Origin of the sequence: Actinospica durhamensis, from assembly GCF_018139695.1 — a bacterium.
GTDB classification, from domain to species: Bacteria; Actinomycetota; Actinomycetes; order Streptomycetales; family Catenulisporaceae; genus Actinospica; species Actinospica durhamensis.
Genome location: NZ_JAGSOG010000021.1, coordinates 42,538 through 57,793 on the forward strand (window position 1 = coordinate 42,538; position 15,256 = coordinate 57,793).

Here is a 15,256-nt window from a genome sequence, read left to right on the forward strand (position 1 = left end):
GACGGGCGCACGTCCGGGCCCGGTGCGAAGGGTGAAACAATGGCGGCATGAGCAGCGGGAGCGAGCACAGCCAGGAGATCGAGGCCCAGTACCGGGCCGCTGAGGCGGAACTGCTTCAGCGGTGGCCGGAGACCCGGATCGAGCCGTCCCTCGACCGGATCAAGGCGATCATGGACGTGCTGGGCGAACCGCAGCGGGCCTATCCCTCGATCCACATCACCGGTACCAACGGCAAGACCTCCACCGCACGGATCACCGACGCCCTGCTGCGCGAGCTGAACCTGCGCACCGGCCGCACCACCAGCCCGCACCTGGCCGAGATCCGCGAGCGCATCTGCGTCGACGGCGAGCCGATCAGCCGCGAGCGCTTCACCGAGATCTACCACGAGCTCAAGCCCTACGCAGAGCTCATCGACGCGCGCCAGCCGTTCAAGCTCTCCTTCTTCGAGTTCACCACGGCCATGGCCTACGCCGCGTTCGCCGAGGCCCCGGTGGACGCGGCCGTCATCGAGGTCGGACTCGGCGGCACCTGGGACGCCACCAACGTCATCGAGGCCCCGGTGGCCGTGGTCACCCCCATCTCGCTCGACCACACCCACCTGCTCGGCGACAACGTCCGCGACATCGCCGAGGAGAAGGCCGGCATCATCAAGCCCGGCGCCGTCGCGGTGCTCGCGCAGCAGCCGCTGGAGGCCGCCGAGGTGCTCATGCGCCACGCGGCCGAGGTCGGCGCCACCGTCGCGCGCGAGGGCCTTGAGTTCGGCGTACTCGACCGCCAGCTGGCGGTGGGCGGCCAGCAGCTGCACATCAAGGGTCTGTCGCAGGAGTACCCGGACCTCTTCCTCCCGCTGCACGGCGCCCACCAGGCCGGCAACGCCGCCTGCGCCATCGCCGCGGTCGAGGCCTTCCTCGGCGCCGGCCAGGGCGGCGGCAGCCTGGACCCGGAGATCGTGCGCGCCGCGTTCGCCAAGGTCAGCTCGCCCGGACGGCTCGAGGTGGTGCGCCGCAACCCGGCCGTCATCCTCGACGCCGCGCACAACCCCGGCGGCGCCGAGGCGACCGCCCGCGCCATCAGCGAGGAGTTCACCTTCGAGCACCTCGTCTGCGTGTTCGCGGCGATGAAGGACAAGGACGTGCGCGGCGTGCTCGAGGCCTTCGAGCCGGTCATCGACGAGATCGTGGTCACCCGCAACTCGACCCTGCGCTCCATGCCGGTGGACGAACTCGCCGCGCTCGCGCAGGAGGTCTTCGGCGAAGGCCGCGTCACCGCGGTCGAGCGCCTCGACGACGCCATCGACCGCGCGCTCGAACTCGCCGAGGTGGGCGTCCCCGACCCCAGCCTCGGCGGCGCGGGTGTGCTGGTGACCGGTTCCGTCGTCACCGCCGGAGACGCGGGGCGGCTGCTGCGCGGCTGAGGCGATGCCGTAGCGTGGGGCAGGTAGGTCGTAGGCGGAGTGGGCGCAGCTGCCCGGTGGGGGTCCCCGCTCCCCGCGTCCGCCGATATCGTCAGCACACAAATGAGGTGGCAAGAGCCCATGCGCCGGATGGCCGCGTCGGTCCTCGTCTTCGAGGCGTTCATCGCGCTCTTCTTCGGGCTGGTCGCGGCGAAGCTGCACCCGGCCGGCGGCTGGCAGCTGGCCGTCGTGCTCGGCGTGGTCAGCATCCTGCTGAGCGGCATGCTCAGGTTCCGCTGGGCCTACACCCTCGGCTGGGTGCTGCAGGCCGCCTTCGTCGGCGCCGGATTCTGGGTCACCGACATGTTCGCGCTCGGCCTCGTCTTCGCCGCCCTGTGGTGGGCCGGGGTGCACTTCGGCGCCAAGGGCGAGCAGATCAAGGCCGAGCGGATGCAGGCCTGGGAGGCCGCCCACGGCGAGTGACCGGCACTGCCGCCGCGCAGTGCCGTACGTCCGCGCCGGCCGGTGGGGACGTAGGGTCCGGCGAGAAGGTCGGGAAGGTCCGAAAAGCCGGGGTTCGGTACCCCGACGGTCACCGACCCCGGGTATGACCTGGCGTGACTTAGGTCATAACATCAGTTGAACGCATCCCCCCGAAGTGTGGGGACGAGCTCGTGGGCCATGCGTCCGCGCGGAAAGGAAGAAAAGGTGGCGACCCTCGTGGAGCGCTCGCTCGTCTTGGTCAAGCCCGACGGCGTCAAGCGTGCCCTGATCGGCACGATCACCGATCGGATCGAGCGGAAGGGCATCCGGATCGCCGCCATGGATCTGCGTACCCTGCCCCGCGAACTCGTGGAGGAGCACTACGCGGAGCACCAGGGCAAGCCCTTCTTCGAACCGCTCGTCTCCTTCATGCTCTCCGGCCCCGTCGTCGCCATGGTCATCGAGGGCCACCGCTGCATCGAGGCCTTCCGCACCCTGTCCGGTGCCACCGACCCGGTCAAGGCCGCCCCCGGCACCATCCGCGGCGACCTCGCCACCGACGTCGGCACCACCGTCGTCCAGAACCTCGTCCACGGCTCCGACTCCCCGGCCTCCGCCGAGCGCGAGATCAAGCTCTTCTTCCCGGATCTGGCCTAAACGGCACCTGCAGGTCAGCCGCCGCAAGAGGCTTGACCGATAGACGCAGCGAGCTCCTTGACTGACACCTCGTCAGTGAGGAGCTCGCCGTCGTATGTGCGCCTCCCGCGTCGTTGTCGGCCGGGCATCGTCGCCTACATCCAGGGGGCCGGCCCGGTGCGCGACGCCCATGCGGCCAATGCGTGCTCGTCGAACAGCCGGATGCCGGCGCGCTGTGCGTAGGCTCGGGCCTGGGAGGTGAAGTCACTGGTCGTGACGACGACGGCGATTCCTGCTCCGTGGATCGTGAAGCAGGTCCCGCCGAAGCGCTGCAGGTCGGGCCCTGACACTCTGTTGCCGGGGCGGTAGCGCTTGGCTTGGATCACCAGGCGCAGGCCGTCGGGTGTCACGGCGACGACGTCGGCGCCGAGGTCTCCGGAGCGGCCCACGACCTGGACCGTCGTGCAGCCGTCCCTGGCGCACAGGTATCCGAGCGCCTGTTCGAACTGTGTCGCGTTCATCGCCTGGTAGGAGGCGATCTCGGTCGCACGGACGGCGTAGAGCTGTGCCGCCGCGGCCTGGTCCGCGCGCACCTGCTGATAGTGGCGCAGCCGCCAACTGCCGAGCGCCACCGCCACGCCCAGGCTGGCGAGGACGACGAGCGTGCCGCCGACAGGGTCGTGGCCGATCGCGGCCAGGCCGCCCCAAGTCACCAGCAGGCAGGGAAGCAACAGCAGGGCCGGCTCCCGCACGATCGCGGTCACGATCGCGGCCAGTACTCCGAACACGATCTCCAGGTCGGATCTTCGTCGTCGCGACACGCGACCCCCCATCAGAAGCCGAACAGACTGAAGCGTAGATAGTAGAGGTGGTTGAGGCGCCGCCTCGCGCGCCTCTCCAGCGCGGCCTTGTGCCTGAGCCGTTCGAATTCAAGGGCTCCGGCCCGGACCTGCGAGCTGTTGCGCTCATAAGCGGAGCGGTTGACCGCGCGCTCCGACTCCGAACGGCGCCTTCGCTCTTCGAGGGCGACGATCTCAGCGGCCAGTCGCCGGTTGACGTTCTCCTTCGCGGCGATGCCACTGGTTTGCGCGGCGTCACGCTCGGCCTGGAGCTTGGCGATGAACGCGGCGTGCTGCTGATTGATCTGGATCTGCCGTGCTTGCGGCACCGCCGTGGGTGCCGTCCGCTGCGCCCGGCGGACGAGACCTTCGCGCCAGCTCTCCAGCGCGGCGGCCCTCTTCTCACCGATCCCCTCGACGCGGGTCCGCTGGCCGTACGGAAGCTGGAAGAGAGCGACCTGCGTGGTGTAAGCGCCGCTGCCAGGGGCGAAGGTGACGTGAACGTCGGCCGCGGTGACGATGCCATAGCGGGCCAAGGCGCGCGCGGCGGCGGGTCCGAGGCCGCTGATGTTCTTGACCTCGGCGAGAATGTCGTGACGGCACAGTTCGGCGGCGATGTGCGCGGTCACCAGCGCCTGCAGTTCCTCGGTGATCGACCGCTGTCTCGCCGCCTCGGCGCCGAACAGCAGGCGGCTGACTCGAGCGACCTCGCCGGCGCAACGCCGGTCGATCGCGTTGTGCTCCTGGGCGCGTTTGGTGTCCACTCCCGTCCGTGCCTGGTGGATCTGCGTCAGTTGATCCGCCAGACGCTTGTTCTCCTTTTCGAAATCGGCGGTCATCCGCGTCATGGCGGCTGCGGCACCGCTGAGTTCTCTGAGCTGCGCCCGGCGCGAATTGCGGGCAGCCTTGGCCGTACGCCACTCCGGTCTTCTGCGTCGGCCCATGCCCACCAGCGCGACGCAGAGTGCGAAGGCGCGGAGCAGGAGCGGGGCTGTGAAGAAGCCGACGAACACGCTCGCGACCGACATGAGGACGTAGAGGGCGATGACGGCCGCGGTGACCCAGTCCACGGCACGACGTCGGGTGAACCGAGGCGCCGGCTCGACGCTTTCACCGGCCGTGAGGTGGCCTTCGAGCCAGGCCGGCCGTCCTGGAGATGCCGGAGCCGCGCCGGTCACCGCGGAGGTGTGGGCCGCGGATGACACGGCCGATATGGATGGCCGGGCCATCCGGGTGAGGGGCGCGAGCGCGGGGATGGCGTCGAGCGGGGTTTGCGCGTACAGGCGGACCTGCTCGGCTATGCCTTTGATCTCCGGGCTGACCGAGGCGATCTGATCCAGCCGCCAGGAACCCGCCGGTGCCCGGTAGTCCTCCTCCGAAGTGAGCAGGTGCTCGTCTTCGGATTTGCGCAGAAGGCTCCACAGCATCGGCTCGACGGCCAGCGCGCTGAGCGAGAGGTAGATGACCCAGGCCGAGAATCGGTCGACGTTCTCGCCGAAGTCCCGCGTGCCGCGTATCGGTGCCTGATAGTGACGGTGGCCCAGCTCGGCCGCGTTGCGGGCGGCGAGCGCGGGGACGAACATGCCGTCGTAGTCCACCAGACGGAACGTGTTGTCCGGGGCCACCAACAGATTGCCGTGCTGGAGGTCCCCATGCGCGATCTTGAGTCGTTCCAGGTCCCCGACGAGCGCCGCGAATCGGTCGGCGAGTGCGCGGATCGAGAGGCCGTCGCTCTGGTGGGCGTCGAGCCACCGATCCAACGCGACGCCCTCCACCCAGGCCATTTTCATCACGGGCCAGCGTCGCCCGTTGAGGAGGATCTGCTCGGGCAGGAACTCGAAGTCCATCTTCCACGGCTGCGACAAGCCGCTCAGTGCCACCGCGGCGAGGTGGCGGCTGATCGCCTCGTAGCGCTCGCGCTGATCGGGTACGTCGCGGGTGAAGCACTTCACGGCAAACCGCCGCCCGTCGGCGGTGGTGACCGCGAAGACCGAGGCGAAGTTGCCTGAGATGGCCCTGGGTATCCCGAGCTTGGTCAGCTCCGGCTTTCCGCCGCGCAGGTCGCCGTCGGAGAAGGACACGACCGGGTTCTGCAGGGCCGCGGCGTAATCGCCCCCGCTGGGGAAGTTCGCTCGGCTCACGGCGGTCATCCGATGTCGATGTGGACGAAGGCCACGTCGTCGTTGCGCAGGGTGCCTGCCGCACGCTCCGCGGCCACGAAAGCCTCGAACTCGTGGACGTCGCGGCCGGCGAACTCCCGCAAGACCGCCCACGGTCTGTCCCCGGCCTCTGTGTGCCGCAGGAACCAGGCGGCCAACGCATCCGTCGCCAGATACAGCTGGTCGCCCGACTCACACCATCCGTCCGCGTCCGCGACGTGTTTGGCGAGCAGGGCCCTGTCGGCGTTCCGGCTGCAGGCCAGCGACGGATTCGTGTCGAACTCCGAGGAGTCCTCGATCGGAAAGGCACGCAGTACCCGGTTGCCGCGCACGTGGAACAAGCAGGTGTCACCCAACGCCGCGGCGTGCCAATGCCAAGCGGAACGGCCGGTGGTGCCGACCGCGTCCGCCAATCTCATCAGCTCGTCGCCGGTCTGCGCATCGGCCGCGGGAGGGTCGAGGGCGACCCTCAGCAGTGTCGCGTACGCTCCTCGCTCCAGGCCGGGCCGCTCGTACCAGGCAAGCGGCCGACCTGCGGCTTCACGGTGTTTGACGTATCCCTCAAGCCAGGTGTCCCACTCATCCGCCGCAGCCGTGACGGCCGAGACGGTCCGCTTGACGCTGTGGCCGATGCGCGGTTCGGCCAGATGTTTGGCGAGCATGTCGGCCCAGGCCCGCGCGAGCAGGCTCTCCGACGCACCGTCACACAGCGCGGCGACGATCCTCTGGTCGATCTCGTCCGCCGGCGCGGACGCGGGAAGGACGATGACGGCGTCTTCGCACTGCTCGACTCGATGACCCTGCTTGGGAACCAGATATCGCGCGATGAATGCCGGGGACCTCACCGCAGGTCGGTTGCGCGCGTGCCGATGTCGAGGAACTGCACCACCGCACTGATGTCCGCGTTGTACACGAAGCCCCGCGTCGCCTCGCTCACCCGCTTTCCCTGCGAACCCGCGTAAGCGCGCATGTGCTCGGGCAGCGGGCTCGAGATCGCGAACAGCAGCTTCGCGTGGGGATCGGCGAGCGCGAGATCGGAGTCGGGGAACTCCACGGGTGCGCCGCCGACCGACGAGACGTGCAGGTTGAACAGCAGCACGCCGCCGTCCGCACTGAAGAGCGTCGTGAGCTCGCGAGCCGCTGCCGAAGGGTCGCCGTCGGTGGACTCGCCGTCGGAGAGGTTCAGGACGATCGGAGGGAAGCCCCCCGGGTGGGTTTCGAGCCATCCCGAGACCAGCCAGTGCGCGTGCCGCAGCGCCGCGACCATCGGAGTGCCGCCGTTGGCGGTCGGATACATCCAGATCGGGAAGCTCGCCGTCGTCTCCACGAGCCCGCCTGCGCCGTCGGGCACCTTCTTGGCACGTTCCTGCACTTCGGCCGGATTGTCGGCCACCTCGCTCAGCGGCACGAAATCCCGGCCCGCGAGCGCCCCGCTGTAGGCCGAGCCGAAACGGTGGCCGTAGCCGACGACTGCGACGTGGAAGTAGTCGCGGACGCCCTCCTCAACTCTGAAGGCCCTTTCCGAGTGACCTCAAAACAGTCAAATCGTTCTTCAGAAAGTGTTCCTCGAATACCAGGCCCGCCGTCGCATCCCTTTCTGAGCCCGGCGCGGCCCAGCCGTCGGCCCAGCCGTCTGATCCGGCTCAGGTGCCGGCGCAGACGCGTGGGGGAGGGCGGCGGTCGTCGGGGCTCGGCGGGATGCGTGAGGTGATCAGTGCCGAGCTGGCCGAATTCCGGAGGCTCAATCCCGGGGCGGGGCCGCGGGGCTCCTGACATACTCCCGGCCATGACTAGTGATCAGGGGCCGCGGCTGACCACCGGCGGGCAGGACGCGGAGCTTGCCGCGGTGTTGGACGCGGGGCTCGACGAGTACAACTTCGCCGCGACGGGGACGGGCAAGGCCGATCAGGGGCAGTTCTCGGTGAAGGTCGTGGACGAGGCGGGGGCGATCGTCGGCGGGCTGACCGCGTGGTACTGGGCGGGGCTATGCGGCATCAGCATGCTGTGGGTGCGGGCGGAGAGCCGGAAGGACGGGTGGGGGACGAAGATCCTGGAGGCGGCTGAGCAGGAGGCGCGGCGGCGGGGGTGTGACCGGGTCTGCGTGTCGTCCTTCACGTTCCAGGCGCCTTCGTTCTACGAGCGGCACGGGTATGTGGAGACCGGGCGGACGCTGGGTATTCCGGGGCCGGTGTCCGATGGCGGTCCCGGCAGGCCTGCCGACGCGGCGGACGTGCATCTGTTCAAGCGGCTGGACTGAGCGCGGCCGGGGCCGCGCCGCGGGGGGCGCCCTCGAGTGTCGGCGGCACGCACTAAGGTTGAGCGGGTCGCGTCAGCCACGCAAGAACGGAGCTCCCCGACCGTGTCTTCCGACTCCTTCGTGCACCTGCACGTCCACACCGAGTACTCCAAGCTCGACGGTGCGGCCAAGATGAAGCCGCTGGTCGCGGAGGCGGCGCGGCTGGGGATGCCGGCGATCGGCATGTCCGATCACGGCAACATGTTCGGCGCCTACGACCTGTGGAAGTCGGCCAAGGACGCGCGCGCGGCGGGGGCCGAGATCAAGCCGATCATCGGCATCGAGGCGTACGTGGCGCCGGAGTCGCGGTTCACCAAGAAGCCGGTGTTCTGGGGCGGTCCGAGCCGGCCGGGGACGGGCGGGGACGACGAGGAAGAGGGCGGCAAGGACGTCTCCGGGCGGGGCGCCTACACCCACATCACCATGCAGTCGATCAACGCGACCGGGCTGCGCAACCTGTTCAAGATCTCCTCGATCGCCTCGTTCGAGGGCTTCTACAAGGCGCCCCGGATGGACCGGGAGCTGATCTCGCAGAACGCCGAGGGCATCGTGGCCACCACCGGCTGCCCCTCCGGCGAGGTGCAGACCCGGCTGCGGCTCGGCCAGTTCGACGAGGCGGTCAAGGCGGCGTCGGCCTACCAGGACATCTTCGGCAAGGACCACTACTTCCTCGAGCTGATGGACCACGACCTCGGCATCGAGCGCCAGGTGCGCGACGGGCTGCTCGAGATCGGCCGCAAGCTCGGGATCCGGCCGCTGGCCACCAACGACTCGCACTACATCACCGAGGACCAGGCCCCGGCGCACGACGCGATGCTGGCCATCGGCGTCGGGCGCAACCTGGACGACCCGACCCGGTTCCGCTTCAACGGCACCGGCTACTACATCAAGCCGGCCGACGACATGCGGCGGCTGTTCGACTCGGTGCCCGGCGCCTGCGACAGTTCGCTGCTGATCGCCGAGATGGTCGCGCCGGACGCGTACGACGAGGTCTTCGCCGAGAACAAGTCCTGGATGCCGCAGTTCCCGGTGCCCGAGGGCGAGACCCAGGCGTCTTGGCTGCGCAAGGAGGTCTACGCCGGGGCGCACCGCCGCTTCGGGGCTGAGCTGAGCCCGGAGTACTCCGACCGGATCGAGCTCGAGCTCGCGCTGATGGAGCGGATGGACTTCTGCGCGTACTTCCTCATCGTCGGTGACATCTGCCAGTACGCCAAGCGCTCCGGCATCGCGCTCGGCCCGGGCCGTGGCTCGGCCACCGGCTCGATGGTGGCCTACTGCCTGCGGATCACCGAGCTCGACCCGATCGAGCATGCGCTGCTGTTCGAGCGGTTCCTCAACCCCGAGCGCATCTCGCCCCCCGACATCGACCTCGACTTCGCGGACGACCGGCGCGACGAGATGCTGCGCTACGTCACCGAGAAGTACGGCGCCGAGTGTGTGGCGCAGGTCAACACCTTCGGCCGGATCAAGACCAAGCAGGCGATCAAGGACGCGTCCCGGATCCTGGGCTACCCGTTCGCGCTCGGCGAGAAGATCACCAAGGCGCTGCCGCCGCCGGTGATGGCCAAGGACATCCCGATCTACGGCATCTTCGACGAGAAGCACGACCGGTTCAAGGAAGCCGGCGAGATCCGCGCCCTGTACGACGCGGACCCGGACGTCAAGAAGGTCATCGACACCGCGCGCGGCGTCGAGGGCATGATGCGCAACTTCGGCGTGCACGCGTGCGCCGTCATCATCGGTTCGCAGCCGCTGACCAACGCCGTCCCGCTGCACATGCGGGAGAAGGACGGCGCGGTCATCACCGGGTTCGAGTACCCGAGCTGCGAGGCCATGGGCCTGCTGAAGATGGACTTCCTGGGGCTGCGCAACCTCAAGGTCATCTCCGACGCGATCGCGCTGATCAAGGTCAGCCACGACGTGGAGATCGACCTCGAGACGCTGGAGCTGCAAGACGAGAAGACCTTCGAGCTGATGTCGCGCGGCGACACGCTCGGGGTGTTCCAGCTCGACAACTCGGGCATGCGCAACCTGCTCAAGTCCATGGGCGTGACGAAGTTCGGTGACATCGCGGCCGTGCTCGCGCTCTACCGGCCGGGCCCGATGGAAGCGAACTCGCACATCAACTACGCCGAGCGCAAGAACGGCCGGCAGGAGTCCACCCCGATCCACCCGGAGCTGGCCGAGGTGCTCGAGCCGATCCTGGGTGAGACCTACGGCCTGGTGGTCTACCAGGAGCAGGTCATGGCGATCGCGCGGAACCTGGCCGGGTACTCGCTCGGCGGCGCCGACCTGCTGCGCCGGGCGATGGGCAAGAAGAAGAAGGAGATCCTGGACGCCGAGTTCGAGCGCTTCTCGGCGGGCATGGCGGACAACGGGTACTCGAAGGAGGCCATCCAGTCCGTCTGGGACGTGCTGGTGCCCTTCTCCGGGTACGGATTCAACAAGTCGCACACCGCCGGATACGGCATCGTCTCGTTCTGGACCGCGTACCTCAAGGCCAACTACCCGGTCGAGTTCATGGCCGCGCTGCTCACCTCGACCGGCGGCGACAAGGACAAGTCGGCCATCTACCTGGCCGAGTGCCGCCGGATGGGCATCCAGGTGCTCCCGCCGGACGTGAACGAGTCGGCCCACCAGTTCACCCCGGTCGGCGGGGACATCCGCTTCGGCCTCGGCGCGGTGCGCAACGTCGGCGAGAACGTGGTGGACGCGATCATCCGCGCCCGCAAGTCGAAGGGCGCGTACACCTCCTTCGGCGACTTCCTGGACAAGGTCGAGCTGGTCGTGTGCAACAAGCGCGCGGTCGAGTCGCTGATCAAGTCCGGCGGCTACGACTCGCTGCGCCACCCGCGCCGCGCCCTGATCGAAGTGCACGAATCCGCCGTCGACTCGGTGATCAGCCTGAAGAAGGCCGAGGCGTTCGGGCAGGACTCGCTGTTCGGCGAGCTCGGCGCGGACGAGCCGGACGTGGCCTCCTTCGGCGGCACGGCGATCGCGGACGACGCGCCGGAGTGGAGCAAGAAGGTGCTGCTCTCCTACGAGCGGGAGATGCTCGGCCTCTACGTCTCGGACCACCCGCTCGGCGGCGCGGAGCCGCTGCTCGCCCGGCACCGCGACCTGTCCATCCCGGACCTGCTGGAGAACGAGCGGACCGAGGGCCAGGTGCGCATCGCGGGCCTGATCACCAAGGTGGACCGCAAGGTCAACCAGCGCGGCGAGACCTGGGCCGCCGTGGTGGTCGAGGACCTCGACGCGAGCATCGACGTGCTCTTCTTCCCGCAGGCCTACCAGCTGTACGTGGACGAGCTGCGCCCGGACGCCGCCGTCTCGGTGCGCGGAAACCTCAAGGAGCGCGACGGGGTCAAGTCGGTGATGGGCCAGGAGCTCGCGCCGCTGGACATCTCCACCGCCGGGACGGACATGCCGGTGCTGCTGACCCTGCGCGAGCGGCGGGTGAACGCCCAGTCGGTGGCCGAGCTCAGGCGGATCCTGGAGACCTACCCGGGCGGCCAGCGGGTGCAGCTGACCGTGGTGGGCAGCGACAAGACGTCGAAGTACGCGCTCCCGGCCTACCGGGTGGACGCCGGCAACGGGTTCTACTCGGAGGTCAAGGCCCTGTTCGGCCCGGGGGTCATGACGGCGTGAGGGCGCCCGGCGCCGCGCGGGCGCCGAGCCGGGTGTGGCCGGGTGAAATTGTCGGTAGCGGGTGATTCACTCTCAGACATGGAGACCTCACGACTTCGCGCCGGCCTGGACCACGAGTTCCACCTCCTGCGCGCCGCCATCGCGAGTGCGGATCGGGAGGCCAAGGTGCCCGGCTGCCCCGACTGGACGGCGGATCAGCTCGCGCACCACGTCGCCCAGACGTACCTGCACAAGGTCGAGTGCATCCGGCTCGGGGAGTTCCCGCAGGACTGGCCCCCGCAGCTCGACCCCGACCCGGTCGCGGTGCTCGACGAGCAGTTCGGCGCGCTCACCGCGTCCTTCGACGCGCACGATCCGGCCGGCCCGGCGGCGACCTGGCACGATCCGGACCAGACGGTGGGGTTCTGGATACGCCGGATGGCGCACGAGACGGTCGTGCACCGGGTGGACGCCGAGCAGGTCGCAGGGCTCGAGCTCGCCCCGATCGACGACGAGGTGGCGCTGGACGGGATCGACGAGTTCCTGACCCTGTTCATCGGGTTCTTCAGCCGGAAGTACCCGGAGGAGTACGGTTCCGCGCTGCGCGATCCGGATCCGCGTCCGCTCGCCGTGACCGCGGGCAACCGGACCTGGACGCTCGCGACCACCGAGGCCGGAGTCGAGGTCACCGCGTTCGAGGACGACGTCGCAGCGGGCGAGCACGCCGCGCGGGACGCGGCCGAGCGGGCGGCCGTGACGGTCTCGGGGCAGCCCGCGGACGTGCTGCTGTGGCTGTGGGTCAGGGTCGACGACGGCGCCGTGCGGATCACCGGCGACGAGCAGGCGCTCGCTCAGTTCAAGGCCCTGCGAAAGGAGGCGACGCAGTAGCGGCCCGCCGAACGTCCATGGGCTCTGATATGCCGCGCGGCCCGTCGCCTCGCCGACGCCGCAGGACACGGGCCGCACGCATGCTCACGCGTCGGCGGCGTGCTCCAGCAGGCCGTCCCGCAGCGCCTCGACGGTCGCGCCGCTCAGTCCGTGCGCCTCGAGGTAGCCGAGCGGCGAGCCGTGCGCCTGGTCCAGCGCGGCGAGCGTGTTCTCCATCAGTTCGGTGCTGACGCTGGTGCGGATGCGGCCGAGCAGTCCGGTGTTGCTCGCGACGTAGTCCGCCACGATCACCGGGCGCGGCACGCCGAGGAGTTCGAGCAGCAGCGCGATGGTCAGGCCGGTGCGGTCCTTGCCCGCCGTGCAGTGCACCAGCGCGGGCGCGGCGTCGGGACGGCTGAGATATTCGAACACTTCGACGATGCCCGGAGCGCTGCGTTCGACCAGGTGCAGATACAGCTCCATCGGGCCGGCCGGCAGGTCGTCGAGCGTGCCGAGATAGTCGACCACGACCACCTCGACCTCGGTCAGCCCCGGCGCGAGCGCGCTCGGAGCCTCGTCCCGCTCCTCCTGCGTGCGCAGGTCGAACACCGTGCGCAGGCCCAGGTCGGCGAGGGTGCCGGCGCCGGCGGCCGTGAGCCGGTCGAGTGCGGCCGAGCGCAGGACCCGGCCGCGGCGCACCGTGCCGAGCGCGCCGGACAGGCCGCCGAGGTCGCGCGCGTTGTGCACCCTGGCGATGTTCAGCGCGCGCTCGAGGCCCACCTCGTCGAGGTAGGCCTGCGCGGGCCCGTCGGCCGCCGATTTCGCGCGTTCATCGTTGCCGCTCATGCCGCCACGTTAACCCAGACGGCCTAACAGCGGTTGCTCGCGCCGACCGCGCCGACGAAGTTCGAGTCCGAGATCCAGCCGTACTTGTCGTTCACGGTGTCCTGCACGTACGTCCACTCGTTGCCGTAGGCGTTGGTGACGTAGCACCACAGCCGCAGCCGGTCCCCGTGCGCCGCCGTGAAACCGGTGGTGGCGCAGGCCGAGTAGGGCCCGATGTACAGGTTCCAGCTGCCGTTGCCCGAGCCGTATCCGTACTCTGATCCCTGCTCGACGGCGTCCCAGCCGCTGCACCCGGTGTTCACGGGGGACGCGGTGGGCGAAGCCGTGGTGGCCTTCGCGGACGTCGGGGCGGCGGCAGCGGAGGTGGTGGTCGAGCCGCCCGCACCGCCGCCGGGAGCGGCTGCCGAGGAACTCGACCCGTTCACCACGCCCCCGCCCGCCGCTGAGGACGCCGCCGACGCCGCCGACGAAGCGGGCCCGGCGGAGCCGCTGGAGCTGGGCGAACCGGAGGGCCGTACCGTGGCCGACGGCGAGATCGAGCCGGAGGGGAACGCCGAGGCCGTGCCGGAAGCCTCACCGAGTGACGCGCCGCCGCCCGGAATCACGGCGCTGGTGCCGGTGAGCGCGTCCACCTTGTCGCCGCCCGCACCGCTTCCGCCGCCGGGTCCCCACACCAGCATGGCCGCCACACCGAGCACCACGACCGTCACCGCGGCCGCGCCGACGACGATGCGCCCGCGCGTCCGGGCGCGTCCGGGCCTGGTGAGGGCGTCGCCGACGCGATTGCCGCCGGGACGGTTGTCCACGAGAACGGTCTGGAGCTCGTCCGGCGGGAGCGCGGGCGGCACCGGGATGACGAGCGCCTGCGGATCGAAGTCCGGCCGGTGCGGTGCCGGTGCCGGCTCCGCCGGCTTCGGGGGTTCCGGCAGGTCGGCGAGCTCCGGCAGCGTCCGGCCCGCCGCCCTGGTCCGCTCGGCGATGCGCTCGGCCAGCGCCGCCGGCCACTGCGCGAACCGACCAGGGACCCACGCTCCTGCCGTCGCCGCCGCCTGCGTCTGCGCCACGACCCCGGCGGCGTTCGGGCGGCTGAGCGGGTCCTTGCCGAGACAGCGCAGCACCAGCTCGCGCAGGGCGGGGGAGACCCGGGCCAGCGAGTCGAAGTCCGGCTCCTCGTAGACGACGCGGAAGAGCACCTCCGCCGTCCCGCCCTCGCCGAACGGCAGCTTCCCGGTGGCCGCGAAGTACAGCAGCACGCCGAGCGAGAAGATGTCGGACGCGGGCGTCACCTCGCCGGACTTCGCCTGTTCCGGGGCCATGTAGGACGGGGTTCCGACATTCAGGCCGGTCGCCGTCAGCTGGCTCAGGTCGGACGCGTGGGCCACGCCGAAGTCGATGATCTTCGCGCCCTCGGTGCCGAGGATGACGTTGGACGGCTTGACGTCCCGGTGCACGAGGTCGGCCTGGTGCACCGCGACCAGGGCCGAACCCAGGTCCGCCGCCAGCCGCCAGACCGCCGGATCCGGCAGCGCACTGCCCTGGCGCACCGCGTCGCCGAGCGCGACTCCGGGCACGAATTCCGTCGCCATCCACGGCTGCTGCGCGCGCGGTTCGCCGTGCACGAGCGCCGCGGCGTACGGAGTGCTGACCCGGCCGACGGCCTCGAGTTCGCGCGCGAACCGGCGGCGGAAGTCGGGATCGTCGGCGAGGTCCGGGCGGATGACCTTCACCGCGGCCCAGGTGGCGGGCGCGGATCCGCCGCGGTTTGCGCCGGGGCCGGCGGGAGTCGAGCCGAGATAGACGCGTCCCATGCCGCCGACGCCGAGCAGGGCGTGGATCCGGTACCTGCCGACCATCGCCGGGTCGCTCCGGCTCAGCGGCTTCGCGCCGAGGACCGCGAGTTCGGGCGCCAGCGGAAGTTGGGACTGCGCTGGCGGGTCGCCCGGGTCGCTTGCGTCAGTCGGACCAACCGCATCCGGACCGTACCCGGGGTTCTGCTCGGCACCAGGCCCAGGTCCGCCGGGACCGCCCGCGAGCGGCACCGCCGGTATTCCCGCGTGATCCCCCTGGCCGTCGTGGCCACCCCAGCCCGTCGCGCCGTTCACGCCGCCC

Annotated in this window: 12 protein-coding genes; 6 read left to right on the forward strand and 6 right to left on the reverse strand. The window is 70.2% G+C overall.

From position 1 onward, the window contains the following. Positions 1-47 precede the first annotated feature (47 nt). The 3 genes from folC (at position 48) to ndk (ending at position 2,534) form a co-directional block, all read left to right on the forward strand. Positions 48-1,415, forward strand: coding sequence for a bifunctional tetrahydrofolate synthase/dihydrofolate synthase (gene folC, locus KDL01_RS07270; protein ID WP_212527575.1), 1,368 nt, complete (start codon positions 48-50; stop codon positions 1,413-1,415). Between the two features lie 102 nt (positions 1,416-1,517). After that, positions 1,518-1,877, forward strand: a complete 360-nt coding sequence (locus KDL01_RS07275) for a DUF4233 domain-containing protein (protein ID WP_212527576.1) — start codon at positions 1,518-1,520, stop codon at positions 1,875-1,877. Between the two features lie 225 nt (positions 1,878-2,102). Further along, positions 2,103-2,534, forward strand: a complete 432-nt coding sequence (gene ndk, locus KDL01_RS07280) for a nucleoside-diphosphate kinase (protein WP_307846161.1) — start codon at positions 2,103-2,105, stop codon at positions 2,532-2,534. Positions 2,535-2,668: 134 nt separating this feature from the next. Here the strand turns inward: ndk and KDL01_RS45145 are convergent, their stop codons facing one another. From KDL01_RS45145 to KDL01_RS07300, 4 genes are read right to left on the reverse strand one after another with little or no spacing between them, the layout of a single operon-like run. Next, on the reverse strand, positions 2,669-3,334 hold the full coding sequence (locus KDL01_RS45145; protein WP_212527578.1) for a restriction endonuclease: 666 nt from the start codon (positions 3,332-3,334) through the stop codon (positions 2,669-2,671). 11 nt (positions 3,335-3,345) lie between these two features. Continuing rightward, positions 3,346-5,502 (reverse strand): hypothetical protein, encoded by a 2,157-nt coding sequence (locus tag KDL01_RS07290; protein ID WP_212527579.1) that lies wholly within the window; start codon positions 5,500-5,502, stop codon positions 3,346-3,348. Next, positions 5,499-6,356 (reverse strand): hypothetical protein, encoded by an 858-nt coding sequence (locus KDL01_RS07295; protein WP_212527580.1) that lies wholly within the window; start codon positions 6,354-6,356, stop codon positions 5,499-5,501. The genes KDL01_RS07290 and KDL01_RS07295 overlap by 4 nt, the downstream gene beginning before the upstream one ends. Then, positions 6,353-6,919 carry a vWA domain-containing protein gene (locus KDL01_RS07300; RefSeq protein WP_212527581.1) on the reverse strand — a complete coding sequence of 189 codons (567 nt, stop codon included), beginning with the start codon at positions 6,917-6,919 and terminating at the stop codon, positions 6,353-6,355. The genes KDL01_RS07295 and KDL01_RS07300 overlap by 4 nt, the downstream gene beginning before the upstream one ends. A 378-nt stretch (positions 6,920-7,297) precedes the next feature. Here KDL01_RS07300 and KDL01_RS07305 point away from each other — a divergent pair, with 378 nt between their 5' ends. From KDL01_RS07305 to KDL01_RS07315, 3 genes are all read left to right on the forward strand, one after another. Further along, entirely contained in the window at positions 7,298-7,768 is a 471-nt protein-coding gene (locus KDL01_RS07305) for a GNAT family N-acetyltransferase (protein ID WP_212527582.1), read from the forward strand. A 102-nt stretch (positions 7,769-7,870) separates the two neighbouring features. After that, positions 7,871-11,455, forward strand: a complete 3,585-nt coding sequence (gene dnaE / locus KDL01_RS07310; protein WP_212527583.1) for a DNA polymerase III subunit alpha — start codon at positions 7,871-7,873, stop codon at positions 11,453-11,455. A gap of 78 nt (positions 11,456-11,533) precedes the next feature. Next, the gene (locus KDL01_RS07315; protein WP_212527584.1) at positions 11,534-12,322 is read left to right on the forward strand and encodes a maleylpyruvate isomerase family mycothiol-dependent enzyme; all 789 of its coding nucleotides are present in this window, start codon (positions 11,534-11,536) and stop codon (positions 12,320-12,322) included. A gap of 84 nt (positions 12,323-12,406) precedes the next feature. Here KDL01_RS07315 and KDL01_RS07320 read toward each other — a convergent pair whose 3' ends face one another. Beyond that, on the reverse strand, positions 12,407-13,147 hold the full coding sequence (locus KDL01_RS07320; protein WP_212527585.1) for a tyrosine-protein phosphatase: 741 nt from the start codon (positions 13,145-13,147) through the stop codon (positions 12,407-12,409). 23 nt (positions 13,148-13,170) lie between these two features. Beyond that, a complete protein-coding gene (locus tag KDL01_RS07325) occupies positions 13,171-15,000 on the reverse strand; it encodes a serine/threonine-protein kinase (RefSeq protein ID WP_212527586.1) in 1,830 nt (609 codons plus the stop codon). Between the last annotated feature and the right edge of the window lie 256 nt (positions 15,001-15,256).

What these genes read in the sequence shown, in the direction of transcription:
- folC (WP_212527575.1), top strand. Translation starts at nt 48, where the DNA reads ATGAGCAGCGGGAGCGAGCACAGCCAGGAGATCGAGGCCCAGTACCGG.
- KDL01_RS07275 (WP_212527576.1), top strand. Translation starts at nt 1,518, where the DNA reads ATGAGGTGGCAAGAGCCCATGCGCCGGATGGCCGCGTCGGTCCTCGTC.
- KDL01_RS07290 (WP_212527579.1), bottom strand. Translation starts at nt 5,502, where the DNA reads ATGACCGCCGTGAGCCGAGCGAACTTCCCCAGCGGGGGCGATTACGCC.
- KDL01_RS07305 (WP_212527582.1), top strand. Translation starts at nt 7,298, where the DNA reads ATGACTAGTGATCAGGGGCCGCGGCTGACCACCGGCGGGCAGGACGCG.
- KDL01_RS07315 (WP_212527584.1), top strand. Translation starts at nt 11,534, where the DNA reads ATGGAGACCTCACGACTTCGCGCCGGCCTGGACCACGAGTTCCACCTC.
- KDL01_RS07320 (WP_212527585.1), bottom strand. Translation starts at nt 13,147, where the DNA reads ATGAGCGGCAACGATGAACGCGCGAAATCGGCGGCCGACGGGCCCGCG.
- KDL01_RS07325 (WP_212527586.1), bottom strand. Translation starts at nt 15,000, where the DNA reads ATGGTCGGCAGGTACCGGATCCACGCCCTGCTCGGCGTCGGCGGCATG.